Genomic DNA, 25862 nt, shown 5'->3' on the forward strand with positions numbered 1-25862 from the left:
CGCATGACGATTACAGGATTTCCAGTAACTCGACTTCGAAGACCAGGGTGCTGAATGGCGGAATAGACGCGCCTGCGCCACGCTCACCATAGGCCAGGTTCTGCGGAATAGTCAGTTCCCATTTAGAACCTACCGGCATCAGGGTCAGCGCTTCAATCCAGCCGGGGATCACGCCGTTAACCGGGAATTCAGCCGGTTCACCACGGGCAACGGAGCTGTCGAAAACGGTGCCGTCGATCAGTTTACCGGTGTAGTGAACGCGAACGTGGTTAGTGCGTGCCGGGATAGCGCCTTCGCCCTGGGTGATAACACGGAACTGCAGGCCGGATTCGGTGCTGTTCACGCCTTCACGCTGGCTGTTCTCTTGCAGGTACTTCTCGCCTTCTGCCGCCATCTCTTCGAAACGCGCACGACGTACGGCATCAGCACGCTCGTGGATTTCGCGCAGCGCACGGTGCACCACATCTACCGGCACGGCAGGCTGCTTGCCTTCCAGCGCGTCGGCAATACCCGCCACCAGCGCTTCAGGTAACAGTCCTTCCAGACCAGATTCGCTCAACTGCTGGCCTACCTGCAAACCGATACCGTAGCTCGCCTGCGCTTCGATTGTGTCAAAAGTCGGGGTGGTCATGGGTTTTCCTTCCATCACATTTAAAGTAGCGGGCAGCATAGCAGCCACGCTCCGACGGGTAAAACTTTGTCTTAAGTAAAGATGACAAATCGCGGCGAAACAGAAACAATAGCGTGGATCAGGATTATTCCCGAATGTGTGTCACGGAAGCCCACTTTGCTACGCCCTTCAGGCAGTTAGCAAACTATACTTCCCGGAACAGGATTAAAGACGCGGAGCAGGAGGAGAGCCATGCCCGGGCGATTTGAACTGAAACCTACCCTGGCGAGGATCTGGCATGCGCCGGACGATCTTCGCCTCATGGACCCGCTGCCGCCGATGCACCGTCGGGGCATCATACTCGGCCTGCTGCTGATGATTATCGGATTCCTGCTGCCCTCCGGTGACGATGGCGATACAACGCCAGTGAGCCGGGACGCACAGCTTGATATGCAGTCGCAATCGCAACCTCAGTCGGAGAGCCAGCCGATGCAAACCCAGCTGGTGACGCCGTCGAACGATCCGGGGCTGGTCGCACCGGCAGAGCCCGAGCCGATTCAGGAAGAACAGCCGCAGGAGCAGGCGGCAGCGCCGGCGACCTCTCAGCCGCAGCAGGCGACCGGCATTGATCAGCAGTGGCGCAGCTACCGGATAGAGCCGGGTAAAACCCTGGCGCAGCTATTCCGCGACCATAATTTACCGCCAACCGATGTCTATTCCATGGCACAGGTAGAGGGGGCAGGTAAGCCGCTGAGTAACCTGCAGAATGGTCAGATGGTACAGATTCGTCAGAACGCCAGCGGCGTGGTGACAGGGCTGACGATTGACGCAGGGAATGGCCAGCAAGTGCTGTTTACCCGCCAGCCGGACGGCTCGTTTTTACGCGTGAAATAACGCCTCAGGCCGGGCGCAATTCGCCGCCCGGCCGCCAGCGCCTTATGCGCTACGCTTGTTGACCCACCAAATCCCCGAACAGACCAGCACCAGCGCCACGGCGTATTTGATCTCCAGGATGTTCTCCCCAAGGAACAGGGCTGAGAGCAACGTCCCGGCCACTGGCACCACAAAGTTAAAGGGGGCGATCATACTGACGCGGTTCACCTTCAGCAGCACGCTCCAGAGCGCAAAGGCGACCGAGGAGAGCAAGGTTAAATATCCCAGAATCGCCAGCGCACTGAAGCTATGTAACTCCAGCGTACCGCCCGTCGCATACCCTCCCGCTAACAAAACCGCACCGCCGATCGCCAGCTGCCAGCCGGTCATTACCGTCGGATCCACGGTTTGTGAGATGCGTTTGCCATACAGCGTGGCGGCGGAGAGGATAAAGGCGGCCAGCACCACAAAACCATCACCGTGCCAGACGAAGCTAAAATCCTGCAGGCCGCTACTGAAGTTCACCAGCATCACCCCGGCAAAACCCAGGATACAGCCGAGCGTCTTGTTATAGCTGAGTTTATCGTTGTGGTAGATAAAGTGCGCCAGTAGCACACTAAAGAAAGTGCCGGTGGCGTTCATGATCGAGCCTTTAACACCGGTGGTGAACGCCAGCCCTACGTAAAAGAAGATGTACTGAATAGTGGTCTGCGTCAGGCCAAGCAGAGAGAGCTGTCCAAACTGGCGTGGGCTCAGGCGGGCGATCGGTTTGCGCTGCGCCAGCGCAAAGAGCAACAGCAGCAGGCCAGCAAAGAGAAAACGATAGCCAGCGAACACCACCTTAGAAGGGATATCGTCGGTCGCAATCTGGAAGAGTTCATAGCCGCTTTTAATGGCCGGGTAGGAGCTTCCCCACAGCAGACAGCAGAGGGTCGCGCAGGCATAGGCAACATTTTTGCGGGCAAAGACGGGCGTGGGCAGAGGGGTATCCATGACAGATCTCATAAATAAAATCGCGTTTCATTTTATTATCTGAGAATGCGCAGAGAATAGCGACCCTTAAAGCGCTAAAGCGTGGTACGTGACGCTAAAAAGCAAAACGCCGGCACAAGGCCGGCGCTTCGACGTGAGCAGAGTAAAAAATTACTCAGCTACTACGTTAACAACCAGTTTAGCGAATACTTCGCTGTGAACCTGGAAGTCAACTTCGTGCTCACCAGTGGTACGCAGAACGCCGTTCGGCAGACGAACTTCGCTCTTAGCCACTTTAACGCCTGCTGCAGAAACTGCATCAGCGATATCGCGGGTACCGATGGAACCGAACAGTTTACCTTCGTCGCCAGCTTTAGACGCGATGGTAACGGTGCCCAGTGCGTTGATTTCTTCAGCGCGAGCGTTAGCAGCCGCCAGAACGTCAGCCAGTTTGGCTTCCAGTTCAGCACGACGTGCTTCGAAAAACTCTACGTTTTTCTTGGTAGCTGGAACAGCTTTACCCTGTGGAACCAGGAAGTTACGAGCGTAGCCCGCTTTAACATTTACCTGATCACCCAGGCTGCCCAGGTTTGCTACTTTATCAAGCAGAATAACTTGCATTACCTTATCCTCTTAAAGTCGTATTAATGGACCGTGCCCGATTACTGATGACGATCAGTGTACGGCAGCAGGGACAGGTAGCGAGCGCGTTTGATAGCGCGAGCCAGCTGGCGCTGGTATTTTGCACGAGTACCGGTGATACGGCTTGGGACAATCTTACCGCTTTCGGTGATGTAGTTTTTCAGCGTTGCGATATCTTTATAGTCGATCTCTTGAACGCCTTCCGCGGTGAAACGGCAGAACTTGCGACGACGGAAATAACGTGCCATATGGCTAGTCTCCAGAATCTATCAAATCAATCTGCTCGGCATGCAGAACCATCTTGCTCAGGCCGTTCTTTGCCTTGTGGCAAGAGATGAACCCCTGAACGGTTACTGCGCTACCGACCGTTATACTGTGAGTAATGGCCTGGTTTTCGTGTCCGCTAATAATAACGGGCATTTGGCACCACGCCTGCCGGTGAAAACCGGCTTCCTCCTGCACTGAACGATGCTCAAGCACGAACTGGCAGTGAGGAATTCCTGATGGGCTGACCTTACGAAGGGGGGTCCTGCACACGGTACCGGACAACACCAGACGGTTGGTCATCAGAAATTACTCTTCAGAATCCCCAGCATCAGAATCATCTGCGGTTTCGTTTGCGAAATCATCGCGACGCTCACGGCGCTCGTCTTTCGCTTTAACCATCGGAGATGCTTCGGTCACTGCGTTTTTGGTACGCATAACCATGCTGCGGATAACGGCATCGTTGAAGCGGAAGTTAGTTTCCAGCTCATCGATCGCTTCCTGCGGAGCTTCAACGTTCAGCAGAACGTAGTGAGCTTTGTGCAGTTTGTTGATCGGATAAGCCAGCTGACGGCGGCCCCAGTCTTCCAGACGGTGGATCTTGCCTTCTGCTGCAGTGATTGCACCAGTGTAGCGTTCGATCATACCCGGAACCTGTTCGCTCTGGTCAGGATGGACCATAAAAACGATTTCGTAATGACGCATCGAATTGCTCCTTACGGATTATTCAGCCTCCTGTCTGGGTCAGCCGAGGCCCGGGGAGGCAAGGAACGTGTTAAAGGTCGGCTGAAAAATTGACGCGTCATAATACTTGCGACCCCCGCTAAACACAAGGTCATTGCACAAATAATTCGCACAAAGGGCAAAGCGGGTCTAAGTGGGTGATTTAACATTGAACAGCCTCGATTACGGCGTTTTTTTGAACAACAGCATCAGAAATGGTCGTCAATGCCCCCCGCAGAAGAGATTACACTTTAATCAGACCCCAACCGAGGATCAGAAGGAGAGAGAAACAACCGATTCACAGCATGTCGTCGTGGAGCGCATATCATGAAAAAGATCACTGTAGCGGTTCTGGCTGCGCTTTTGCTGAGTGCAAACGCCATGGCAGCCATTAAGATCGACGGCCGACAGGCCAGAAACATGGATGATGTGCAGAGCTTAGGCGTGATTTATATCAACCATAACTTCGCCACTGAAAGTGAAGCAGATCAAGCCCTTAATCAAGAAGCCGATGTGCAGAATGCCCGCTATTATCACGTCATACTTAACCGGGAGCCGGGCAGCAACGGGAATATGCACGCCAGCGCAGACATCTATCAGTAATGCATTAACGCTAGCACCAGGAAAGCCAACAACGAAAATAACGTCATCCTTTCATTCGCCCCCGGTTCGGGGGCTTTTTTTATTTTTATCCTTGATACGTATTCAGGCCGTGCTTACTGCTTCGTCAGACTCAGAGGTGCGTTTCAAAAAACCTGACGGTGGCATCCAGCGCCGTGGGCGTGATGCGATGACGGACACCGGTCTCCCACAGGCAGGTGAGATTGCCATCCAGTCCATCGCGCTGTAAGGCTTGCTGTAAACGAAACGTCTCCGTAGCCGGCACGACATCGTCCGCCTCGCCGTGCCACAGCAGCAGTGGGCGGTCTGCCAGCCGGGGCAGCGCCCGGGTCACTTCCCAGTGGGCTAATGGCGCCAGCACGGCCTCCAGAATCTGTTCATCCTGCGGTGGAAAGAGCGTGTGGGCAAGCGTGGTGAAGTACCCCGATCCCATCAGGCTGGCCACGCATTTCACCTCCGGATGGCGGGTCATAATGCCCAGCGCCGTCATCCCGCCCATCGACGCCCCCGCCACGGCCAGACGGTCGCCTGCGACCCACCCGGCCTGACAGATCGTGTCACGCAACCCGCTGAACTCGGTAAGACTGCCGTGCAAAATGGACCAGAACTGCCCTAAACGCGCCTGCTCATCGCCGTTAAACCGTGCGCCATGCTCTGGGGCATCAGGCATCACTACGCGAAACCCTGCCTGCGCCAGTGCCACGGCAAAGTAGCTGTACACCAGCTTAGAGGAGGTAAAACCATGATAAAAAATGATCGTCGGCAAAGGCTGTTCACCTAACCCTGCCGGAAAAGCCTGTAAAATTTCATAATCTCCAGGCTGTTCTGTTTTAACTTCAATCATTGAGGATCCTTTACTCGCGGGGTGATTCATAATGTTGAGAAGTGGATTACGCTTTCACACCATTTTCATTCGAAATTTACGTTACAGATAACAGTTTGGGAACATTCCCCCAAAATGAAATTACCGGGCATCTACACTATGGCTATCAGGAAACGAGATAGGGTTATGCGAAAGTTTGTCGCTTTATTGCTGGTGTTGCTGTCATGCGGCTGTAGCGTGTTACAAGGCACGCCCCAACCCGCTCCGCCAGTGGCTGACCACCCCCAGGAAATTCGCCGTAATCAAACGGAAGGATTACAGCGTATGGGAACCATCACCGCCCTTGAGCGCGGTTCGCCGATGGATGTGGAAAATGCAATTAAAGCCCAGGCCGCCGCAGCGAAAGCAGATTATTACGTCATCATCCTCGTCGATGAAACCGTTATTACGGGACAATGGTATTCGCAGGCCATTTTGTATCGTAAATAACTGAAGGTATTTAAACGACATTTACACTGCTTTGCGTCCATAGACGTTTTCCTGTCCACAATAAACTCCGTGACTGTGACAATGGAAGTGAGTTTATTTGCGAAGGATTGCCCGGCGGATACCGGGGACACGTAGAATGGAGCTAACGATGAAACGAACTCTTGCTTTATCCTCACTGTTGCTCTCAGCAGGGCTGTTGAGCACGACGGCACAGTCGGCGGATTTTGCCAGCGCAGATTGTGTGACAGGACTGAATGAAATTGGGTTGATCTCCGTGAATGATATTTCCGGAAGCCAGCAGGACGTCGAACGTGTCATCGCCCTGAAAGCCGATGAGCAAGGCGCGTCCTGGTATCGAATCATCCGGATGCAGGAAGATGTTCATGTTGATCGCTGGCGGGTACAAGCCATTCTGTACGCGTGATAAAGCCTTTGAAAAGCCACTAAAAATTAGTGGCTTTTCAATATTTACAAATCAGTTATCCTTGTCGTTACTACATTGAGACGTTTCCGTAACATCCTGTTACATCTTCCCCGTAAATGTTAGCCCTGCCCTGCCGTTGAAGAGCCATACCTTTTCAATGCTGAGCAATTTATGATCACTTTTTTTCGCCGTGCAGGCCTTGGCACAAAGCTATCGCTGCTTACCGGCCTGAGTGTTGCCACACTCTTTTTGCTGTTCACTTTTCTCCTGAGTTACAACACCAGTAAAAAACTCGAAACCTTAGCTGTTGAAGATCTGCATAACCAGGCCACGGGCGTGGTGGATATGGTGCAGATGTTTAATACCAGCCTCACCGAAGAGGTGGAGAGCTATACCCGCCTGTTCACAACTTTTCTGCCCCAGCCGCTGAACATTGATGCCAGCCAGAGCCGCACCATTAACGGCCTGAACGTGCCGCTGCTAAAGGGTGGTGAGTCCGAGCTGCATGAAAACAACGCGACGCCGGATGATTTCCTTGCGCGCACGGGGGCTATCTCTACCCTGTTTGTCCGCAGCGGAAATGATTTTGTGCGCGTGGCGACCTCGCTGCGTAAAGAGAATGGCGACAGAGCGATGGGTACGGTGCTGGATGTCGCCAGTCCGGCCTATGCTGCGGTAACCAAAGGTGAGGTCTATCGCGGCCTGGCCCTGCTCTTCGGAAAGCGCTATATCACGCAGTATCAACCGGTGAAGGGTGCCGATGGACAAGTGATCGCTATCCTCTTCGTCGGAGTCGATATCACGCACTCCTGGAACGTCATGCGCGAAAAGATCCTCAGCCGCCGCCTGGGTGAGAGTGGTCATTTCTTCGTCCTGGATCGTAGTAATGGCAAGAACCATGGCCAATATCTCTTCCATAGCATCAATGAGGGGAAATTGCCGGAGTGGGATAATGGCATCCAACAGCAACTGCTGAGCGATCAATCCGGCACCCTGGAGCGCCAGAGTGCCGATGGACGCACCCTGATTATGGCCTGGACCCCGCTACCGGGCTGGAACTGGACGATTGTAGGTGAAGTGGACAAGCGCGTGCTGCTGGCCAGCGTCACGACCCTGCGCAATCAGTTTTTAATCGCCGGCGTTGTCCTTTCCGCCCTGTTCGCCCTGCTGTTCGTGATGATTATTCGCCGCTGGCTCTCGCGTCCACTTCGCGATGTGATTGGCCTGGCAGAGCAATATGCCGCCGGGGATCTGCGCGCTACGCTTCCCGCCACGCGACAGGATGAGGTCGGCCAGCTGATCGCGGCCATCAACGGCATCGGCGGCGGGTTACAAAAAATCGTACGCCAGGTAAGGGAAGCCGCAGGAGAGATCCACCAGGGCACTACTGCGCTGGCTTCTGATACCGGTGAGATCTCTGAGCAGATCAACAAGCAGGCCAGCAGCGTAGAAGAAACGTCCGCCAGCATGGAACAGCTGGCCGCCACCGTGCAGCAAAACGCCGCCAATATGGAACAGACTCAGCAACTGGTGGGTGAAACGTCACGCGCGGTGCATCAGGGCGGCGAGACCGTCAGCAACGCCGTCTCAACCATGGATGATATTCGCGACGCATCGAAACGTATCGAAGCTATCACCCACGTGATTGAGAGCATCGCCTTCCAGACCAATATCCTGGCGCTAAATGCGGCCGTAGAAGCGGCTCGTGCGGGGGAACATGGCAAAGGCTTCGCGGTTGTCGCGCAGGAAGTGCGTGCCCTGGCGGCACGCAGCGCCAACGCCGTGAAGGAGATCGAGCAGTTGATTGGCGATACGCTCAGTAAAGTGAGCGAGGGGCATGCGCTATCAGAACAGACCCGCCAGGCGATGGAGAGCATCATTACGCATATCGACAACATCAACCAGCTGGTCACCGAGATCAATCACGCCTCCCATGAGCAGTCAGCAGGGATTGGCCAGGTGAACCTGGCGATGACCCATATCGGCGAAGCATCCCATATCAACGCCGATCGCGTCTCGCGCAGCGAACAGACGGCCCAGACCCTGCGGGAAAAGGGCTCACACCTCAGCGAGCTGGTGAGTCTGTTCCGTCTGTAGTTATCAGGCCACACCGCCCGTGGCGCGTAAGAGCAGGTCGTCCTGAACCTGCTCGCTGAGCAGGGAGCCACCACGGGCATCGAGCATTTCACGGCACCATGCCTGCGCGATGGGCGGCGAGGCATGGCGCAACATCTGTGCCCCTGCGCCCAGCAGGAAGATCTGCCGGGTTATCTCCCTGCCCTGCGCCTCCTGCGGTTTGCGTAGACGTTGCTGAAGCTGGCGCCAGCTACGATCGAAATGGCGATCTTGCCCTTTTACTTCAGCAAAATCGTCGGCCAGCAGATCCATGACGCCAGGCTGTTTTGCCAGCACGCGTAAAACATCCAGGCACATGATATTTCCCGACCCTTCCCAGATACTGTTAACCGGCATCTCGCGATAAATGCGCGGCAGCTCGCTCTCTTCGCAATAGCCGATACCGCCCAGCACCTCCATCGCCTCTGCCACGAAGGGAATGCCCGCCTTGCAGACGCTGAATTTTGCCGCCGGGGTAAATAACCTGGCCCACAGCGCTTCCTGCTCATCGCTGCGGCGATCCCATGCCCGAGCCAGACGGAACAATAGCGCCGTCTGCCCTTCGAGCTGCAACGCCATCCGGCTGAGTCCATCCCGCATCAGAGGCTGATTTATTAGCGTCTTGCCAAAGGTCTGGCGTTGATGGGCGTGATAGAGCGCCACCGACAGGGCGCGGCGCATCAAACCGTGACTACCCAGCGCACAATCAAAGCGAGTCAGGCCGCCCATCTTCAGGATCTGGCGAATCCCCTCACCTTCTTCTCCCAGCAGCCAGCCGGTGGCATCCAGCATTTCGGCTTCAGTGCTGGCGTTTGAACAATTACCGAGCTTCTCTTTCAGTCGTTCCAGCCGCACGTGGTTACGCAGCCCGTCGGGTAAAAAACGCGGTACAAAAAAACAGGACAGGCCCCCTTTCGCCTGGGCTAACACCAGATGGGCATCGCTTTGCGGTACCGAGAAGAACCATTTATGACCCACCAGCCGATAGCTACCGTCGCTGCACTTTTCCGCCCGGGTAGTGTTACTCAGCACATCTGAGCCGCCCTGCTTCTCCGTCATTCCCATGCCTATCAGCAGGCCGCGCTTCTGGTTACCCGGCGCCAGATGAGGGTCGTAGCGATCGCTCATCAATGGGGTTAGCCAGTCGTGAAAGGCATGCGGCAGGCTCTGCTGCAATAGCGGCGTGGCGGCGAAGGTCATGGTGATGGGGCACAGGGTCCCGGCTTCCACCTGCGCATGCAGAATAAAACGTGCCGCCCGGGCCACAAACGCGCCCCGCCGCGCGTCCTCTTCCCACGCCAGGTTATGCACCCGGTTGGCGCACAGCCCCTGCATGAGCAAATGCCAGGCGGGGTGGAAACGCACATCATCCAGCCGGGCGCCGGTGGCATCGTAGCGGAGCAGTTCCGGTGGATTGGCGTTAGCCAGCCTCCCTAGCTCCAGCGACTCTGCCGTGCCCAGCTGCTGGCCGATACTGGCGAGCAGTTCCCCATCCCACTCCGCCCCCTCCCGGTTCACCGCCTCGCACAGGGCACGATCTGAAAGAAACAGGTTGCTATTACTCAGCGGCGAAGGCTGATTAAAAACGGTATGCGTCTGCCAGTGCATTGTGTCTCCCTCCTTCAATGGCAAGTGAGGCTAAGTATGGACAGAGCTGGCCGCGGCTGCATGGGAGGAGGGTCACAAGGCAAGGAGATCGTTGAAATCATTCGTGAATCAGCTCACATAACGTACGAATAAACTATTTCAAATCGCGATTTATATAGAATAATTTATTCCCACCTTCCAGAAGAGAGTGATTATGCACGCTTCACAACATACGCCGGACGCACATAAACGTGCATTGATTGCCGGTTCTATTGGCAATTTTATCGAATGGTACGAATTCGCGGTCTATGGTTTCCTGGCGACGGTCATCGCGAAAAACTTCTTTCAACTGGAGGGGGAAAGCGGGCTGACGAGCCTAATCCTTACCTATGCCTCTTTCGCCATCGCCTTTTTCTTCCGCCCGCTGGGCGCGGTGGTTTTTGGACGCCTTGGCGATCGTATCGGACGTAAACCTACGCTGATCATCGTTTTAATTATGATGACCCTGGCGACGGCGGCCATCGGCCTGGTGCCGGTGTATGCCAGTATCGGCATTGCCGCACCGCTGATCATTACCGGGCTGCGCATTCTGCAAGGGCTGTTTGCGGGTGGCGAATATGGCGGCGCGGTGTCGCTGATGACCGAGTTTGCCCCTCGTGGCAAGCGTGGGCTGTACGGTGCCTGGCAGTCGTTTACCGTTGCGCTGGGTCTGCTGGCGGGGGCCGGTATTGTGGCGCTGCTGTCGGCGCTACTTACGCCCGAGGCGTTGTACGACTGGGGCTGGCGGATCCCGTTCTTTATCGCCCTGCCGCTGGGTGCCGTCGCGTTATGGCTGCGGGTCAGCATGGAAGAGACGCCAAGCTTTGTGAAGCAGCAGGCGCAGGCGGAGGTACAGCAGGCTGAAACCGGCGCCACGCTAAAAGCCATTGTCATGGGGATTGGTCGTGTGATGGTCTGGTCGGCGGCGGGATATACCTATCTGGTGATTATGCCCGCTTATCTGCAGTCCGCTCTGCATACAGGCTTTAACCAGGCGCTGTTGATTGCGGTGATTTCGAATATTGGCTTTGCCCTGACCATCATCCCGGCTGGGATGCTGAGCGACCGGATTGGCCGCCGGACGGTAATGGTGGTTGCCACCGTGCTGTTACTGCTTCTCGCCCTGCCACTACTGAAGATTTTGCAGGCGGAGTCCAGCACGCTGGTGGTGAAAGCTCTCGTGGTGCTGATTGCGGGCGGCCTGGTGGGCATGCTGGCAGGACCGGGGCCGGCCATGCTCTCTGAGATGTTCCCGACCCGCGTTCGTTATACGGGGCTGGGTCTGGCCTACTCGCTGTCGAATGCGATTTTTTCGGGCTGCGCCGGGTTGATCATTACCGGGCTGATTAAAGAGACGGGGAACCTGGATATTCCGGCTTATTACGTGATGGCAACGGCGGTGGTGAGTATCGCGGCTCTCATGACGCTCAGGAAGGATGACCACTTGCGGTCATTGGAGGAGTGAGGTGATCACTGTCTGATGCCCTCCCGCCCTTACAGGGAGAGGAAGAAAACACGCAAGGCCGTCCCCTGGACGGCCTTGCTGTTTATTACCCGCGCTGACGTACCGCTTCAAACAGGCAGATGCCCGTCGCAACGGAGACGTTCAGTGACGACACGCTACCCGCCATCGGAATGCTGATCAGCTCATCGCAATGCTCGCGCGTTAAACGGCGCATGCCTTCCCCTTCTGCACCCATCACCAGCGCCAGACGGCCCGTCATTTTGCTCTGATAGAGCGTATGGTCGGCTTCACCGGCAGTGCCCACGATCCAGATGTTCTCTTCCTGCAGCAGACGCATGGTGCGTGCAAGGTTGGTTACGCGGATCAGCGGCACATTCTCAGCCGCGCCACAGGCTACTTTCTTGGCCGTGGCGTTCAACTGTGCTGAACGATCTTTGGGAACGATCACCGCATGCACGCCCGCCGCATCGGCACTACGCAGGCAAGCGCCCAGGTTATGGGGATCGGTTACGCCATCGAGGATCAGGAAGAACGGATTATCCAGCTCGGCGATCAGATCCGGCAGATCGTTCTCCTGATACTGCCGACCCGGTTTCACGCGGGCGATAATGCCCTGATGCACCGCACCCTCGCTTTTCTCATCCAGGAACTGACGGTTCGCCAGCTGGATCACCACGCCCTGTGCTTCCAGGGCATGAATCAGCGGCATCAGACGTTTATCTTCACGTCCTTTCAGAATAAAAACTTCCTGAAAACGCTCCGGTGCGCGCTCCAGCAGGGCTTGCACCGCGTGGATGCCGTAAATCATTTCACTCATTGATGGTTCTCGTAATGTACATTTCCCCTCTCCACAGAGGGAGAGGGTCAGGATGAGGGGAATATTACTCCGCCTGCTTTTTCTTCGCTGCGCGCTTCGCTTTGGTCGCAGCAGCTATTTTCTGCGTCTTCGCGGAAGGCTTCTTCTCTGAGCGCGCCTCTTTCTTTGCCGCTTTTGGCTTCTGTTTTTTCTCACCACGGAAGGCACTATCAGGCTCGAAATTCACACGTTTACCGGCCTGACGGCGTTTACCGCCTGCTTTGCCATTTCCGCCTTTTTTCGCCTTCTCACGCTCGGTTTTACCCACATTGCGTGGCGCGCGTTCGCTGGAGATCAAGCTGAAGTCGATTTTACGCTCGTCCATATTAACGGCTTCAACTTTCACTTCAACGCGATCGCCAAGGCGATAGGTCTGGCCGCCGGATTCGCCAATCAAACGCTGGCCTACCTGATCGAAACGGTAGTAGTCATTGTCCAGACTGGAGACGTGCACCAGGCCGTCAATGAACAGCTCATCCAGTCGGACAAAGAAGCCAAAGCCAGTCACGCTGGCAATCACCCCTTTAAAGACGTTGCCCACCTGATCCAGCATGAAATCACATTTCAGCCAGTCAGAGACCTCACGGGTCGCTTCATCGGCACGGCGCTCCGTCATAGAACAGTGCTGCCCAAGCTGCAGCATCTCTTCCAGGGAATAGTGATAGCCACCGGTTTCAGTGGTCTTGCCTTTGTGACCCTGCTCCTGCGCCAGCAGATACTTAATGGCACGGTGTAGCGAAAGATCCGGATAACGGCGAATCGGCGAGGTGAAGTGCGCATATGACTGCAGCGCCAGGCCGAAGTGTCCCCGGTTTTCTGGGTCGTAGATCGCCTGTTTCATCGAGCGCAGCAGCATGGTTTGCAGCATCTCGGCATCCGGACGATCGCTGATAGATTCAAGCAGTTCCGCATAATCGCGCGGCTCTGGTTTATTGCCGCCCGGCAGCTCAAGGCCCAGCTCTGCCAGCACGGTACGGAAAGAGGTGATCGCTTCCGTCGTTGGCTTATCATGAATTCGGAACAGCGCAGGCTCTTTCGCTTTCTCAACAAAGCGTGCAGCCGAGATGTTAGCGAGGATCATGCACTCTTCAATCAGTTTGTGCGCATCGTTACGCTGAGTCTGCTCAATACGCTCGATACGGCGCTCGGCATTGAAGATGAATTTAGCTTCTTCACTTTCAAATGAGATACCGCCGCGCTCTTCGCGAGCCTGATCCAGGGTTTTATAGAGGTTATGAAGCTCTTCAATATGCTTCACTAGCGGCGCGTACTGCTGGCGCAGCTCCTGGTCGCCCTGCAGCATATGCCAGACCTTGGTGTAGGTCAGACGTGCGTGTGAGCTCATCACCGCTTCGTAGAATTTGTAGCCTGTCAGGCGCCCCTTCGTGGAGATGGTCATCTCACAGACCATGCACAGACGGTCAACCTGCGGGTTCAGCGAGCAGAGACCGTTTGAGAGGACTTCCGGTAGCATCGGCACCACTTGCGACGGGAAATAGACCGACGTACCGCGGCCACGCGCTTCGTTATCCAGTGGCGTATTCGGCCGGACGTAATAGCTTACGTCCGCGATAGCGACCCATAAACGCCAGCCGCCACCCCGTTTTTTCTCACAGTAGACGGCATCATCGAAGTCGCGGGCATCTTCACCGTCGATAGTGACCAGCGGCAGGTCGCGCAGATCGACGCGTCCAGCCTTGGCCTCTTCTGGCACCTGTTCTTTCAGGTCTTTGATCTGCTCTTCAACGGCGGTTGGCCAGACGTAAGGGATCTCATGGGTGCGCAGCGCCATATCAACGGCCATGCCGGTACCCATGTTATCGCCCAGCACTTCAACAATTTTACCTACCGCTTTGGTACGGCGGGTTGGACGCTGGGTAAGTTCAACCACCACCACAAAGCCCATGCGCGCGCCCATCACCTCTTCCGGCGGGATCAGAATGTCAAAGCTCAGGCGGCTGTCATCGGGTACGACAAAGCCCACGCCCGCATCGGTAAAGTAACGGCCTACGATCTGACTGGTTTTTGGTACCAGCACGCGCACTACGCGCGCTTCGCGGCGGCCTTTACGGTCTGCACCCAGCGGTTGCGCCAGGATTTGATCTCCATGAATACACATCTTCATCTGTTCAGATGAGAGATAGAGATCATCTTTGCGGCCTTCAACGCGCAAGAACCCGAAGCCGTCACGGTGACCAATGACCACCCCTTTCAGCAGATCGAGACGTTCAGGCAGTGCGTAGCACTGGCGCCGCGTAAAGACCAGTTGCCCGTCACGCTCCATGGCGCGCAGGCGGCGGCGAAGGGCTTCTATTTGCTCTTCACCTTCAATATTGAGTTCAACGGCAAGTTCTTCACGATTGGCGGGTTTTTCGCGTTTAGTTAAGTGTTCAATGATGAACTCGCGGCTGGGGATAGGATTCGCGTATTTTTCGGCTTCGCGTTCCTGGAAAGGATCTTGTGACATTTCGGTTCCTCCGTTGTCATCTCCGGTGGATATTCTCTTCATTCCACCAGCAATAATTTATAAAGCGGTTGATTCTCTTCAACCAAATCGGCCAGCGTGTAGTTATCCAGTTCCTTGAGAAAACTTTGCACGGCCGTAGAAAGCGCCTGTTTCAGGCGACAAGCGGGTGTGATATGGCAGAACGCGCTGCTGCAGTTCACCAGCGACAAGGGCTCCAGCTCTCGTACCACATCTCCAACACGAATACTCTGTGCCGGTTTGCCGAGGCGGATCCCGCCATTTTTCCCGCGGACGGCAGCAACGTATCCGGCACGGCTAAGTTGATTGATTATTTTGACCATATGATTACGGGACACGCCGTAGACCTCTGTCACCTCAGAGATACTGGTCATCTGTCCTTCGGGTAATGACGCCATATAGATCAGCGCACGTAATCCGTAATCGGTGAAACTTGTTAACTGCACATCAACCTCAGGAAAAGGGCAAAACGCGGTATAACCGCAGAGATATTCACTATTGATGATAAACCAGCCAGATGGTAAGCGGCTAATTTATTTAAACTGAAGCGGGGTGAAAAGCGGGAAAGAGAGGACAAAAACCGGGGTTGCAAGCCTGCAGGTTACCTAACAGGCTTGCAGAAACGCGTCTTATGCGTCGAACGGATCGCGCAGAATCATCGTTTCACTACGATCCGGGCCGGTAGAGATAATATCGATCGGCACTTCGGTCAGTTCTTCAATACGCTTGATGTAGTCCAGCGCTGCTTGTGGCAGGCCGCTACGCTCCTTCACGCCAAAGGTGGTTTCGGACCAGCCCGGCATGGTTTCGTAAATTGGCTCAATGCCTTCCCAGTCATCTGCCGCCAGCGGCGTGGTGGTCACTTCGCGGCCATCTGGCATGCGGTAGCCCACACAGATTTTAACCTCTTTCAGGCCGTCCAGGACGTCCAGTTTGGTCAGGCAGAAGCCAGACAGGGAGTTGATCTGTACTGCACGACGCACTGCAACAGCGTCCAGCCAGCCGGTACGACGACGACGACCAGTGGTCGCGCCAAACTCGTTACCCTGCTTGCAAAGGAACTCGCCGGTTTCATCAAACAGCTCGGTCGGGAACGGACCTGCACCCACGCGAGTGGAGTAAGCTTTGATGATCCCCAGAACGTAATCCACATAACGCGGACCCAGGCCAGAACCGGTCGCCACGCCACCTGCGGTGGTGTTAGAGGAGGTGACGTACGGATAGGTACCGTGGTCGATATCCAGCAGCGTACCCTGTGCGCCTTCGAACATCACGAAGTCGCCACGTTTACGCGCCTGATCCAGCAGATCGGAGACATCAACAACCATACCGGTCAGGATGTCGGCAATCGCCATCACGTCGTCGAGCACTTTCTGATAGTCAACGGCGTCAGCTTTATAGAAATTCACCAGCTGGAAGTTGTGATATTCCATCACCTCTTTCAGCTTTTCAGCGAAGGTGGCTTTGTCAAACAGGTCGCCAACGCGCAGACCGCGACGGGCTACTTTGTCTTCGTAGGCTGGACCGATACCACGACCAGTAGTACCAATCGCTTTCGCACCACGTGCTTTCTCACGTGCCACATCCAGCGCGACATGATAGTCGAGGATCAGCGGACATGCTTCAGAGAGGAGAAGGCGCTCACGCACCGGGATACCACGGTCTTCCAGGCCTTTCATCTCTTTCATCAGGGCAGCAGGAGACAGCACAACACCGTTACCGATGATGCTGGTCACATTGTCACGAAGAATGCCTGATGGAATAAGATGGAGGACGGTTTTTTCACCGTTGATTACGAGAGTATGACCTGCGTTGTGACCGCCCTGGTAGCGTACAACATATTTAGCGCGTTCAGTCAGGAGATCAACGATCTTCCCTTTACCTTCGTCACCCCATTGGGTGCCCAGTACGACGACGTTGTTACCCATTTTTCAAAATCACCGTTTGCTTAAAAATGGATTCTACCATCGGTTTTGTTGATGTTCAGCTTTTTTTGTATACAAATTTCGGCGATATGGGCCGATTTGCAGAGAGTTAAACGATTACCTCAATATGTTGTGTAATCAGCTGGCTTTGATCACTAGTCAGACTCAGGCGCATCGTATTGTCCTGCATCTCTGTACGGCTATTTTATCTGTGACCGCCGGAATATGTGATTAAAGATGTGAAATAAAATTCATAATCTCATCGTATTGCTGGATATTTTAAAAGTTGTCACCATCCCTCATGCGCAACCGGAGGGTCGCGTAATAACAACATAATTAGGATGATTATCATGAAAGAATTAACCGTAATGGAGCTCGAACTCGTCAGCGGCGCAGGCTGGCTGCAGGATGGTCTGGCAACGCTGGGCGGGCAATTTGGCACCGCATTGTGGTCAACGGCCAGCGATATGCTCAACGTTGATCTGCCGCTGATCGGTAGAGTCAATCTGGGTATTTTTGCGCCGGATCTGGGTACAGAAGTGGGAACGTCTCTGGGTTCAACCATTGGCGGTTTTATCGAAACTTCGTTGTCTGCACTGCCTAAAACAGGTTCTTTCTTCACTAAGCTCTTCAGAGCTAACGTTAGCACTACCGCTTAAGATTTAACCTTAAGCAAAAATGGCGCCTCAATGAGGCGCCATTTTTATTTCATCAGCTGCTGAACCTGTTAGTTTGCAGCCGGTGATTTCATATACCGGAAGAAATCGCTATCCGGGCTCAGAACCATAACGTCCTGGTTGCTCTTAAAGCTGTTTTCGTAAGCACGCAGGCTACGGATAAAGGCGTAGAAGTCTGGATCCTGACTAAACGCATCCGCAAACAGCTTCGCCGCTTCGGCATCGCCTTCACCGCGCTGAATACGGCCCTGACGTTCTGCTTCAGCCAGGGTTTTGGTGACTTCATAGTCTGCGGCTGCGCGCAGCTTTTCAGCCTCTTCCTGACCCTGTGAACGGTGACGACGGGCGACCGCTTCACGCTCAGCACGCATACGGTTGTAGATAGCCTCAGAGACTTCGGTCGGCAGGTTGATCTGCTTAATACGCACATCCACCACCTCGATACCCAGCGCAGCCATACTGTTCGGGTTGATCACCGGCACATTGCCGTTGGTTTCAGCCTGAACGCGCTCAGCGGCTTTGGCAATTGCGTCATCCGCCGCCGGGGTTTCTACCTCGTCTTCGGTGCCTGCAGAGCCGGAGTTCAGCGCATCGCGCACTTCCGAGGTCAAACGACCACGGGAGTCGGTCACGATGTCTTTCACATCCAGACGACCAATCTCAGAACGCAGACGGTCAGAGAACTTACGTTTCAGCAGCACTTCCGCCTGGGAGACGTCGCCGCCGCCGGTGGCCAGGAAGTAACGACTGAAGTCGCTAATACGCCATTTGATATAGGAATCAACGATCAGGTCTTTTTTCTCTTTCGTCACGAAGCGATCGGCCTGGTTATCCATGGTCTGGATACGTGCATCAAGCGTCTTAACGGACTGAATGAAAGGCACCTTGAAGTGCAGACCTGGCTCATAGATCAGCGGCTTTTTGTCGCCGTCGCGCACAACGCTGCTGAACTGGAACTTGATCCCACGCTCGCCCTCTTTCACGACGAAGATAGAGGTATAAAGCACGACCAGCACGATGACAATGATCGCAATAACTGACTTACGCATCGTTATTCCCCCTGACGCTGGTAGTCGTTACGCTGCGCGTTAGCGCGGCGTTGGTCCATGATGTCACCCTCGTTCGTAGAGGTTGTATTCGCACTGGAATTGCCTGATGAAGACGGAGGCAGACGTAGCATGCTGTTTGCACCGCTATTGCTATCTTTCGCCGCAGGCGCGTTACCGCCCTTCAGCATCTGGTCCAGCGGCAGAACCATGAGGTTGCCACCTTTGTTATCATTAACCAGCACTTTACGGGTATGGCTCAGCACTTTCTCCATGGTCTCAATATAGAGACGCTCACGGGTAATTTCCGGTGCAGCTTTATACTCCGGCAGAATCTTCGCGAAACGAGCCACTTCACCCTGAGCTTCAAGGATGGTCTGGGTCTTGTACGCGCGAGCCTCTTCCAGAATACGCTGTGCCTGGCCGTTAGCACGCGGCTGAACTTCGTTGGTGTACGCTTCAGCTTCACGGATGTACTGCTGTTCGTTTTCACGAGCGGCAATCGCATCGTCAAACGCCGCTTTCACCTCTTCCGGCGGACGGGCAGCCTGGAAGTTGACGTCCAGCAGGGTGATACCCATGTTGTAAGGACGGATGGTCTCTTCCAGCTCACGCTGGGTATCGCTACGAATAACGGTACGACCTTCGGTCAGAATGCGGTCCATGGTGTATTTACCGATAACGCCACGCAGAGCGCTGTCGGTCGCCTGACGCAGACTGTCGTCGGGGCTGGTGACGCTAAACAGGTAGTTCTTCGGATCGGTCACGCGGTACTGCACGTTCATCTCAACGCGCACCACGTTTTCGTCAGACGTCAGCATCACGCCAGAGGCTGCCAGCTCACGCACCGATTCAACGTTCACCGCAGTGACGTTATCAATAAAGGTGGGTTTCCAGTTCAGGCCCGGCTCAACCAGATGGCTGAACTTACCAAAACGGGTAACCACGCCACGCTCCGCTTCTTTAATGGTGTAGAACCCGCTGGCTGCCCAGATGATTACCGCAGCGGCGGCAACAATCCCGACCACACGGCCACCCATATGAGGACGCGGCCCCTGGCCAGTACCGCCGCCAGTGCCTTTACCGCCGCCAAGACCACCGAGCTTTTTGCTCAGCTTGCGGAAGATATCATCCAGATCCGGCGGCCCCTGCTCGCGACCACCTTTGTTGCCATTTCCCCCAGAGTTGCCGCCTTGATTATTGCTGCTTCCCCACGGGTCGCGGTCTTGTCCGTTATTACCGGGCTGATTCCACGCCATGTATATGCTCCATATTTGTTATGCAAGGGCGAATTTTTTCAGGCCTTGTGTAAACCTTTTCTGGTCAGACGACGTAGTCCACCAGCGCAGGTTCTTGTTTGCAGAGGCGACGCCAGTCAACGATCGGCATACGCACCTGCATCCCCACGCTGCCGTCATCCTCCATCCACTCTTTTTCTATCGCCTGAAGCTGATAAAAACGGCTGCGCAGTCTGCCTTCTTGTGGCGGGAGGCGCAGCGTATGCTGAGCCACCTCACCGGAGAGACGTTCTGTTAAAGCCTGGAAAAGCAGTGGCACACCAACACCGGTCTGGGCTGAAAGCCAGACCCGAATCGGCTTATTCTCTTCATCACGGTCAATACGGGGCTCGAAGTCATCCAGCATGTCGATCTTATTCATCACCAGCAGCGATGGGATCTCATGCGCGTCTATCTCTTCAAGCACGGTATTAACTGCATCAATGTTTTCCTGCACGCGGACATCCGCGCCATCAATTATGTGCAGTAGCAGGGTCGCCTGACGCGTCTCCTGCAGGGTGGCTTTAAACGCCGCCACCAGGTCGTGTGGCAAATGACGGATAAACCCTACGGTATCCGCCAGTACGGTTTCCCCCACATCCGCCACGTTAATGCGGCGCAGCGTTGGGTCCAGGGTCGCAAAAAGTTGGTCTGCGGCGTAAACCTGGGCCTCGGTGATCTGGTTAAACAGGGTGGATTTACCGGCGTTGGTATAACCGACAAGCGAAACCGTTGGGATATCGGCTTTCATTCGGGAACGTCGCCCCTGCTCACGCTGCTTCTCGACTCTTTCCAGCCGTGAGAGGATCTGGGTTATACGGCCACGCAGTAAGCGACGGTCAGTTTCGAGCTGGGTTTCACCCGGGCCACGCAAACCGATCCCGCCTTTCTGTCTTTCAAGGTGTGTCCAGCCGCGCACCAGACGCGTGGCCAGGTGGCGCAACTGCGCCAGCTCAACCTGCAATTTCCCTTCATGGGTACGTGCACGTTGGGCAAAGATGTCTAAAATCAAACCCGTACGGTCGATAACACGGCATTCGCACAGGCGCTCCAGGTTACGTTCCTGGGCTGGGGTCAGGGCGTGATCAAATAGCACGACTGAAGCACCAGTCGCTTTTACGGCATCCGCAATCTCAACTGCTTTACCTTCACCAACAAAATACTTTGGGTGCGGCGCTTTACGGCTACCGGTAATCACCTGCATTGCTTCGACACCGGCGGAAGAGACCAGAGATTCAAACTCCTGGAGGTCTTCCATATCTTTGTCTTGCGAAAAATAGATGTGTACCAGCACCGCCTGCTCACCGGCATCATAACGGTCAAACAAGCGTAAACCCCTTAAAAAAGATCAGCGGGGAACACAGAAAACCTGGCTCCCCGACGTGGAAAAAACAGCCAGAAACCTTATTCGGTCTCTTCACTGTCCTGCGCAGGCGCTGAAGAACCCTGCGCGTTGCTGCCATGATGGTAGTTACTGGAACCGCCGCCTGCGTTATTGCTGTGATGAGATACCGGACGAGACGGAACAACAGTAGAAATCGCGTGCTTATAGACCATCTGGCTGACCGTGTTTTTCAACAGGATCACGAACTGATCGAAAGACTCAATCTGACCTTGCAGCTTAATACCATTCACCAAATAAATAGAAACTGGAACACGTTCACGACGCAGTGCGTTCAGGAACGGGTCTTGTAAAGATTGCCCCTTAGCCATTCTATCTTTTCCTTATATGCTTGTTTTGTACTTAGAATCTTGCGACTCTGAAAAATTGCGCACGATACGTCTCAATTGTACACATTCAGTCCGTGATAGCACCAACAACCTGTAATACTTCGTTGAACGCTTGTTGCGGTTTTTCACTGTCTAACCAATGAACACCTTCCCAACCGCGCAACCAGGTGATCTGGCGCTTCGCTAACTGTCTCGTGGCGCAAACACCTCGATAAACCATTTCATCATGAGATATTTCGCCTTCAATGTATGACCACATCTGGCGATAACCGACACAACGAATGGAAGGCATGTCCGTATGCAAATCTCCACGGGCAAAAAGCGCCCGCACTTCTGCTTCAAAACCTGAAGCTAACATCTGATGAAAACGCTGCTCAATTCGCTGATGGAGCAGTTCACGGCTCGCCGGGGCGATGGCGAACTGATGCACCTGATACGGCAGAGCCTCTCCTGACGTTTGCGTCAGTTCCGTTAAAGTTTTACCCGAAATGAAAAAAACTTCCAGTGCCCGGGAAAGCCTTTGCGGATCATTTGGATGAATACGTGCCGCAGCAACCGGATCGATCTGTTCCAGTTGTTGGTGCAACGCGCCCCATCCCTGCTCTGCTGCCTGCTGCTCAATCTTTGCTCTTACCGCCGGGTCTGCCGACGGCAATGGCGATAACCCTTCAAGTAACGCCTTGAAATAGAGCATAGTTCCGCCCACCAGAAGCGGAATGCGCCCCGCCTCGGTGATCCTGGCCATCTCTGCCAGCGCATCGCGGCGGAAATCTGCCGCCGAGTACGCCAGGGCCGGGTCAAGAATATCTAATAAACGGTGTGGAGCCGCGCGCAGCTCCTCGGCGCTGGGCTTTGCCGTGCCGATATCCATCCCTTTGTAGATGAGGGCGGAATCCACGCTGATCAACTCTACTGGCAAAACTTTACGTAGCTCAATGGCTAACGCCGTCTTGCCCGAGGCCGTAGGCCCCATCAAAAAAATCGCCTTAGGCAGGCCAGTCTTACTTACATCACTCATCTTTCAGGGCGTTCTTCGCCGATTGTAAATCAACAGGTTGTAATAAACCGCCCGGCGGCGCTTTCACCAGATGCGGGCAGAGGCGTTCTACCTCCGCCAGCACGGTGATGGCCTGCGCCATACTCCACACAGGATGATCGCTGGCCAGATGGCGTGCGATCCACTGTGCCGTATTGGCTGCATCAAAGGTCGTTTGCTGCGCCAGGTAGCCTATCAGTTCAGGAATCAAGTTTTGTAAATTTTGTTGGCGTAAGGGTAAAGGCACCGCGCGAAGGGTCACATGCTGGGCCTCTACTGCCGTTTCTATGCCCATTTCTGCCAACAGGGGCTGGAAACGCTGTAATACCCGGGTTTCTTCCGGGGTTATCTTTAAACGCACCGGGATTAATAGCGGTTGCGCACAGGCGCGATGTTCGCCAGGGGTTAACTGCGTCTGTTTCAGCCAGCGCTCCGCCACCGGCAGTGCCAGCAACGCCAGCTTACCGTCGCGCTCCAGAAGAGCGATATCCGGGGCGACTATCGTCAACACGCGGCCAAAACTCTGGCTATGTCCTTCCAGCGTGTCGGCCGTCGGCGCGACATCGGCGCTACGTCTTTCAACCGGTGGGGTTTCCAACAGCTTGCGATAATTGGCTCCCTGCTGTTTCTGGTATCCCGTATGCGCATGCGGGTAGTTTGCTCCCGTTGCGCGCGACGCTCTGTCGCTGGCCGCATACCCCGGCGCAGGTGGCGCTTTGGCCACCACCGGCTCGGCGAATTGGTTACGTCCTGCGGCGGCCCGGTTTTCAGGTATCGCACGGGGTGCAACGGGCTCGTCTGCCAACGGTAATGCAGGCTCGGCCTGTTGTTGCAGCACGCTCAATACGCCCTGATAGATGAAATCATGCACCAGCCGGGATTGATGAAAACGCACTTCATGTTTGGCGGGATGAACGTTGACGTCTACCTGATGTGGGTCGATCTCCAGATAGAGTACAAAAGCGGGCTGTTGATCGGCGCCCAGCTTGTCTTCGCAGGCCTGACGGATGGCGTGGTTGATCAGCCGGTCGCGCATCATACGGCCATTGACGTAACAGTACTGAATTTCGGCAAACGCGGCACTGCTTACTTTAGGATCGGCCACCCAGCCGCGCAGGGTTAGATCCCCGTGCTGCCATTCGATGGCCAGAGCCTGTTCAAGGAATGGCGTACCGCAGATGGCACCAAGACGGCGCTCTTTCTGTCCGCCTTGTGCGACAGCGCGGTATTGCCGCATTACTTTACCGTTATGGCTTAGGTTGAGAGTCACGTCGAAACGCGCCAGCGCGATGCGGCGAATGACCTCATCGATATGGCTGAATTCGGTTTTTTCAGTGCGCATAAACTTGCGACGCGCCGGCGTGTTGTAAAAGAGATCTAATACTTCCAGCGTGGTCCCCACCGGGTGAGCCGCAGGCTTTACCGTCACGTCCTGGTCGCGTCCTTCCGCATAGGCTTGCCAGGCTTCTTGCTGCTCAGCCGTACGTGAGGTCAGCGTTAAGCGGGAGACGGAGCTGATACTGGCCAGGGCTTCACCACGAAAACCGAGGCTGATTATGGCTTCAAGATCGTCAAGCGAGGCAATTTTACTGGTGGCGTGACGCGCCAGCGCCAGCGCCAGCTCCTCTTTTTTGATGCCACAGCCGTTATCGCGAATGCGGATCAGCTTGGCCCCACCGCGTTCAATATCGATATCAATGCGGGTGGCCCCCGCATCAAGGCTGTTTTCAACCAGCTCTTTCACGACCGATGCCGGGCGCTCTACCACCTCGCCGGCGGCGATTTGGTTCGCAAGCTGCGGCGGCAGAACCTGAATCGGCATGAATGCTCCTTAGTTAGTGGCGGTTATCCCGCCCGGTAGTTCGGCACTGGCGGTCTGTCCGACACCACCCTGCGGCGCAGACTGGAGTGGATGGGCATCGAAATACTTGCGCAGCCCGTTATAAATCGCCTCGGCAATTTGCTGCTGATAACTGTCGCTGCCTAACAGACGCTCTTCGCCGTTGTTACTGATAAACCCGGTCTCTACAAGAATGGAAGGGATATCAGGCGAGCGCAGTACGCCCAGACTCGCATGCTCAGGGCGACGCTTATGCAGGGCTCCGATACCGTCTAACTGGCTCAGTACGTTAGTGGCCACATCATACCCGACGCGCTGAGAATGGCCGAACTGTAAATCGAGAACCGCCTGGCTAAGGTAAGGATCGGACTGGCTGTTTGCCAGCACATCGCCCGCCCCGCCTAACAGCTCGGACTGTTTCTCATGTTCTTCCAGCCAGTTCGCCATTTCACTGTTGGCGCGACGGTTGGACAACACCCACACCGAAGCCCCCGTCGCACTCCGGTTTGGCGCGGCATCAGCATGAATAGAGACCAGGAAGTTCGCATTCTGCTTACGCGCCACGTCAGAGCGCCCCATCACAGAGATGAAATAGTCGCCGTCACGGGTGAGCACGCCTTTAAACATCGGGTCATTGTTCAGCAGCGTACGCAGCTTACGGGCAATAGCGATAGTGACGTTTTTCTCACGCGTACCGCCAGGGCCTATCGCCCCGGGATCCTGCCCGCCGTGGCCGGCATCGATAGCAATAATCACTTTATCGCCCGTGACGGCACGACGCGCACTGGATGCAGGCCGGGTCGCGGTATTACTGCTGGTCACGGTGGTGATACGATCGCTGCCCGATTTGAATGGGTTACGGGCAGGCTCTGCGGGCCGTGGCGTGTAAGCGGGGGTCTCCACGCGTTTCGCGACAACCGGCGGTGGTGGCGGTGGCGGCGTATCGGCTTTGATGGTGAAGACCACGGTGTAGTTCGCACCGTTCTGCTGCTTCACCGCCTGGGTTTTACCCTTTTCCGTAAGATCGACCACCAGCCTCAGCGACTGGGCATCCTTCGGTGTTCCCGAACGGATGGTTTTCACCAGATTGTTACCACTGAATTGCAGCGGCAGTCCCTGAATCACGCCCGTCTGTTTGATATCCAGCGCCACGCTGCGGCTATCAGGCTGTGAAAAAGCATATTCAGGATCGCCCATAAAACTGAAGGTAATCCGCGCCTGGCTATCGCCATTCGACACCTGAATATCCGAAAGTGTGGCCGCTCCGGCTTGTGCACAAAGCAATACCGTTGCTGCTAATAACCAATTTTTAACGCGATTAAACATCCCGTCATCCCTTCGC

The 25862-nt window shown here is 55.2% G+C and carries 26 protein-coding genes; 7 read left to right on the top strand and 19 right to left on the bottom strand.

Annotated elements, in window-relative coordinates:
• Positions 1 to 10: 10 nt before the first annotated feature.
• The gene (gene fklB, locus WFN75_RS14405) at positions 11 to 631 is read right to left on the bottom strand and encodes an FKBP-type peptidyl-prolyl cis-trans isomerase (RefSeq protein WP_040077480.1); all 621 of its coding nucleotides are present in this window, start codon (positions 629 to 631) and stop codon (positions 11 to 13) included.
• Positions 632 to 862: 231 nt separating this feature from the next.
• Here fklB and WFN75_RS14410 point away from each other — a divergent pair, with 231 nt between their 5' ends.
• Complete coding sequence (locus tag WFN75_RS14410) at positions 863 to 1504, top strand: LysM-like peptidoglycan-binding domain-containing protein (protein WP_046886399.1); 642 nt, start codon at positions 863 to 865, stop codon at positions 1502 to 1504.
• 42 nt (positions 1505 to 1546) lie between these two features.
• On the opposite strand, the gene WFN75_RS14415 is transcribed toward WFN75_RS14410, so the two are convergent.
• From WFN75_RS14415 to rpsF, 5 genes are all read right to left on the bottom strand, one after another.
• Entirely contained in the window at positions 1547 to 2476 is a 930-nt protein-coding gene (locus WFN75_RS14415; RefSeq protein WP_212478345.1) for an EamA family transporter, read from the bottom strand.
• Between the two features lie 150 nt (positions 2477 to 2626).
• Positions 2627 to 3076, bottom strand: a complete 450-nt coding sequence (gene rplI / locus WFN75_RS14420) for a 50S ribosomal protein L9 (RefSeq protein ID WP_040077484.1) — start codon at positions 3074 to 3076, stop codon at positions 2627 to 2629.
• Positions 3077 to 3117: 41 nt separating this feature from the next.
• Complete coding sequence (gene rpsR, locus WFN75_RS14425; protein ID WP_000135199.1) at positions 3118 to 3345, bottom strand: 30S ribosomal protein S18; 228 nt, start codon at positions 3343 to 3345, stop codon at positions 3118 to 3120.
• Between the two features lie 4 nt (positions 3346 to 3349).
• Complete coding sequence (gene priB / locus WFN75_RS14430) at positions 3350 to 3664, bottom strand: primosomal replication protein N (RefSeq protein WP_006178996.1); 315 nt, start codon at positions 3662 to 3664, stop codon at positions 3350 to 3352.
• A gap of 6 nt (positions 3665 to 3670) precedes the next feature.
• Complete coding sequence (gene rpsF / locus WFN75_RS14435; protein WP_040077485.1) at positions 3671 to 4066, bottom strand: 30S ribosomal protein S6; 396 nt, start codon at positions 4064 to 4066, stop codon at positions 3671 to 3673.
• A gap of 345 nt (positions 4067 to 4411) precedes the next feature.
• On the opposite strand from rpsF, the gene yjfY reads away from it, so the two are divergent.
• On the top strand, positions 4412 to 4687 hold the full coding sequence (gene yjfY / locus WFN75_RS14440; RefSeq protein ID WP_336996390.1) for a DUF1471 family protein YjfY: 276 nt from the start codon (positions 4412 to 4414) through the stop codon (positions 4685 to 4687).
• A 130-nt stretch (positions 4688 to 4817) separates the two neighbouring features.
• Here yjfY and yjfP read toward each other — a convergent pair whose 3' ends face one another.
• Complete coding sequence (gene yjfP / locus WFN75_RS14445; RefSeq protein ID WP_288821078.1) at positions 4818 to 5549, bottom strand: esterase; 732 nt, start codon at positions 5547 to 5549, stop codon at positions 4818 to 4820.
• 138 nt (positions 5550 to 5687) lie between these two features.
• Here yjfP and bsmA point away from each other — a divergent pair, with 138 nt between their 5' ends.
• The 3 genes from bsmA (at position 5688) to WFN75_RS14460 (ending at position 8538) form a co-directional block, all read left to right on the top strand.
• Complete coding sequence (gene bsmA / locus WFN75_RS14450; protein ID WP_040077489.1) at positions 5688 to 6017, top strand: biofilm peroxide resistance protein BsmA; 330 nt, start codon at positions 5688 to 5690, stop codon at positions 6015 to 6017.
• A gap of 136 nt (positions 6018 to 6153) precedes the next feature.
• Entirely contained in the window at positions 6154 to 6441 is a 288-nt protein-coding gene (gene yjfN / locus WFN75_RS14455; RefSeq protein ID WP_046886395.1) for a DUF1471 family protease activator YjfN, read from the top strand.
• A 171-nt stretch (positions 6442 to 6612) separates the two neighbouring features.
• Entirely contained in the window at positions 6613 to 8538 is a 1926-nt protein-coding gene (locus WFN75_RS14460) for a methyl-accepting chemotaxis protein (RefSeq protein ID WP_336996391.1), read from the top strand.
• A gap of 3 nt (positions 8539 to 8541) precedes the next feature.
• Here the strand turns inward: WFN75_RS14460 and WFN75_RS14465 are convergent, their stop codons facing one another.
• Complete coding sequence (locus WFN75_RS14465) at positions 8542 to 10164, bottom strand: isovaleryl-CoA dehydrogenase (RefSeq protein WP_336996392.1); 1623 nt, start codon at positions 10162 to 10164, stop codon at positions 8542 to 8544.
• Between the two features lie 193 nt (positions 10165 to 10357).
• Between WFN75_RS14465 and WFN75_RS14470 the strand changes: the two genes are divergently transcribed.
• Positions 10358 to 11647 carry an MFS transporter gene (locus WFN75_RS14470; RefSeq protein WP_046886392.1) on the top strand — a complete coding sequence of 430 codons (1290 nt, stop codon included), beginning with the start codon at positions 10358 to 10360 and terminating at the stop codon, positions 11645 to 11647.
• A gap of 85 nt (positions 11648 to 11732) precedes the next feature.
• On the opposite strand, the gene rlmB is transcribed toward WFN75_RS14470, so the two are convergent.
• The 4 genes from rlmB to WFN75_RS14490 form a co-directional block, all read right to left on the bottom strand.
• On the bottom strand, positions 11733 to 12464 hold the full coding sequence (gene rlmB, locus WFN75_RS14475; RefSeq protein ID WP_023334255.1) for a 23S rRNA (guanosine(2251)-2'-O)-methyltransferase RlmB: 732 nt from the start codon (positions 12462 to 12464) through the stop codon (positions 11733 to 11735).
• Positions 12465 to 12528: 64 nt separating this feature from the next.
• Positions 12529 to 14970: a ribonuclease R gene (gene rnr, locus WFN75_RS14480; RefSeq protein ID WP_040077494.1), complete on the bottom strand. Its 2442-nt coding sequence runs from the start codon at positions 14968 to 14970 to the stop codon at positions 12529 to 12531.
• A gap of 38 nt (positions 14971 to 15008) precedes the next feature.
• The gene (gene nsrR, locus WFN75_RS14485) at positions 15009 to 15434 is read right to left on the bottom strand and encodes a nitric oxide-sensing transcriptional repressor NsrR (RefSeq protein WP_040077495.1); all 426 of its coding nucleotides are present in this window, start codon (positions 15432 to 15434) and stop codon (positions 15009 to 15011) included.
• A 183-nt stretch (positions 15435 to 15617) separates the two neighbouring features.
• Complete coding sequence (locus tag WFN75_RS14490) at positions 15618 to 16916, bottom strand: adenylosuccinate synthase (RefSeq protein ID WP_040077496.1); 1299 nt, start codon at positions 16914 to 16916, stop codon at positions 15618 to 15620.
• Between the two features lie 347 nt (positions 16917 to 17263).
• On the opposite strand from WFN75_RS14490, the gene WFN75_RS14495 reads away from it, so the two are divergent.
• On the top strand, positions 17264 to 17572 hold the full coding sequence (locus WFN75_RS14495) for a hypothetical protein (RefSeq protein ID WP_052452840.1): 309 nt from the start codon (positions 17264 to 17266) through the stop codon (positions 17570 to 17572).
• A gap of 68 nt (positions 17573 to 17640) precedes the next feature.
• On the opposite strand, the gene hflC is transcribed toward WFN75_RS14495, so the two are convergent.
• From hflC to amiB, 7 genes are all read right to left on the bottom strand, one after another.
• Positions 17641 to 18639: a protease modulator HflC gene (gene hflC, locus WFN75_RS14500; RefSeq protein WP_046886390.1), complete on the bottom strand. Its 999-nt coding sequence runs from the start codon at positions 18637 to 18639 to the stop codon at positions 17641 to 17643.
• A gap of 2 nt (positions 18640 to 18641) precedes the next feature.
• Positions 18642 to 19895, bottom strand: a complete 1254-nt coding sequence (hflK, locus tag WFN75_RS14505) for an FtsH protease activity modulator HflK (protein ID WP_046886389.1) — start codon at positions 19893 to 19895, stop codon at positions 18642 to 18644.
• Positions 19896 to 19959: 64 nt separating this feature from the next.
• Positions 19960 to 21240 carry a ribosome rescue GTPase HflX gene (gene hflX, locus WFN75_RS14510; RefSeq protein WP_207292860.1) on the bottom strand — a complete coding sequence of 427 codons (1281 nt, stop codon included), beginning with the start codon at positions 21238 to 21240 and terminating at the stop codon, positions 19960 to 19962.
• Positions 21241 to 21317: 77 nt separating this feature from the next.
• On the bottom strand, positions 21318 to 21626 hold the full coding sequence (gene hfq / locus WFN75_RS14515; RefSeq protein ID WP_032616179.1) for an RNA chaperone Hfq: 309 nt from the start codon (positions 21624 to 21626) through the stop codon (positions 21318 to 21320).
• A gap of 85 nt (positions 21627 to 21711) precedes the next feature.
• The gene (miaA, locus tag WFN75_RS14520) at positions 21712 to 22662 is read right to left on the bottom strand and encodes a tRNA (adenosine(37)-N6)-dimethylallyltransferase MiaA (protein WP_040077501.1); all 951 of its coding nucleotides are present in this window, start codon (positions 22660 to 22662) and stop codon (positions 21712 to 21714) included.
• Positions 22655 to 24502 carry a DNA mismatch repair endonuclease MutL gene (mutL, locus tag WFN75_RS14525; RefSeq protein WP_212478351.1) on the bottom strand — a complete coding sequence of 616 codons (1848 nt, stop codon included), beginning with the start codon at positions 24500 to 24502 and terminating at the stop codon, positions 22655 to 22657. The genes miaA and mutL overlap by 8 nt, the downstream gene beginning before the upstream one ends.
• Before the next feature lie 9 nt (positions 24503 to 24511).
• Positions 24512 to 25846, bottom strand: coding sequence for an N-acetylmuramoyl-L-alanine amidase AmiB (amiB, locus tag WFN75_RS14530; RefSeq protein WP_336996393.1), 1335 nt, complete (start codon positions 25844 to 25846; stop codon positions 24512 to 24514).
• Positions 25847 to 25862 lie beyond the last annotated feature (16 nt).

It is taken from the genome of Leclercia sp. UBA7405, assembly GCF_037152215.1.
GTDB classification, from domain to species: Bacteria; Pseudomonadota; Gammaproteobacteria; order Enterobacterales; family Enterobacteriaceae; genus Enterobacter; species Enterobacter pneumoniae.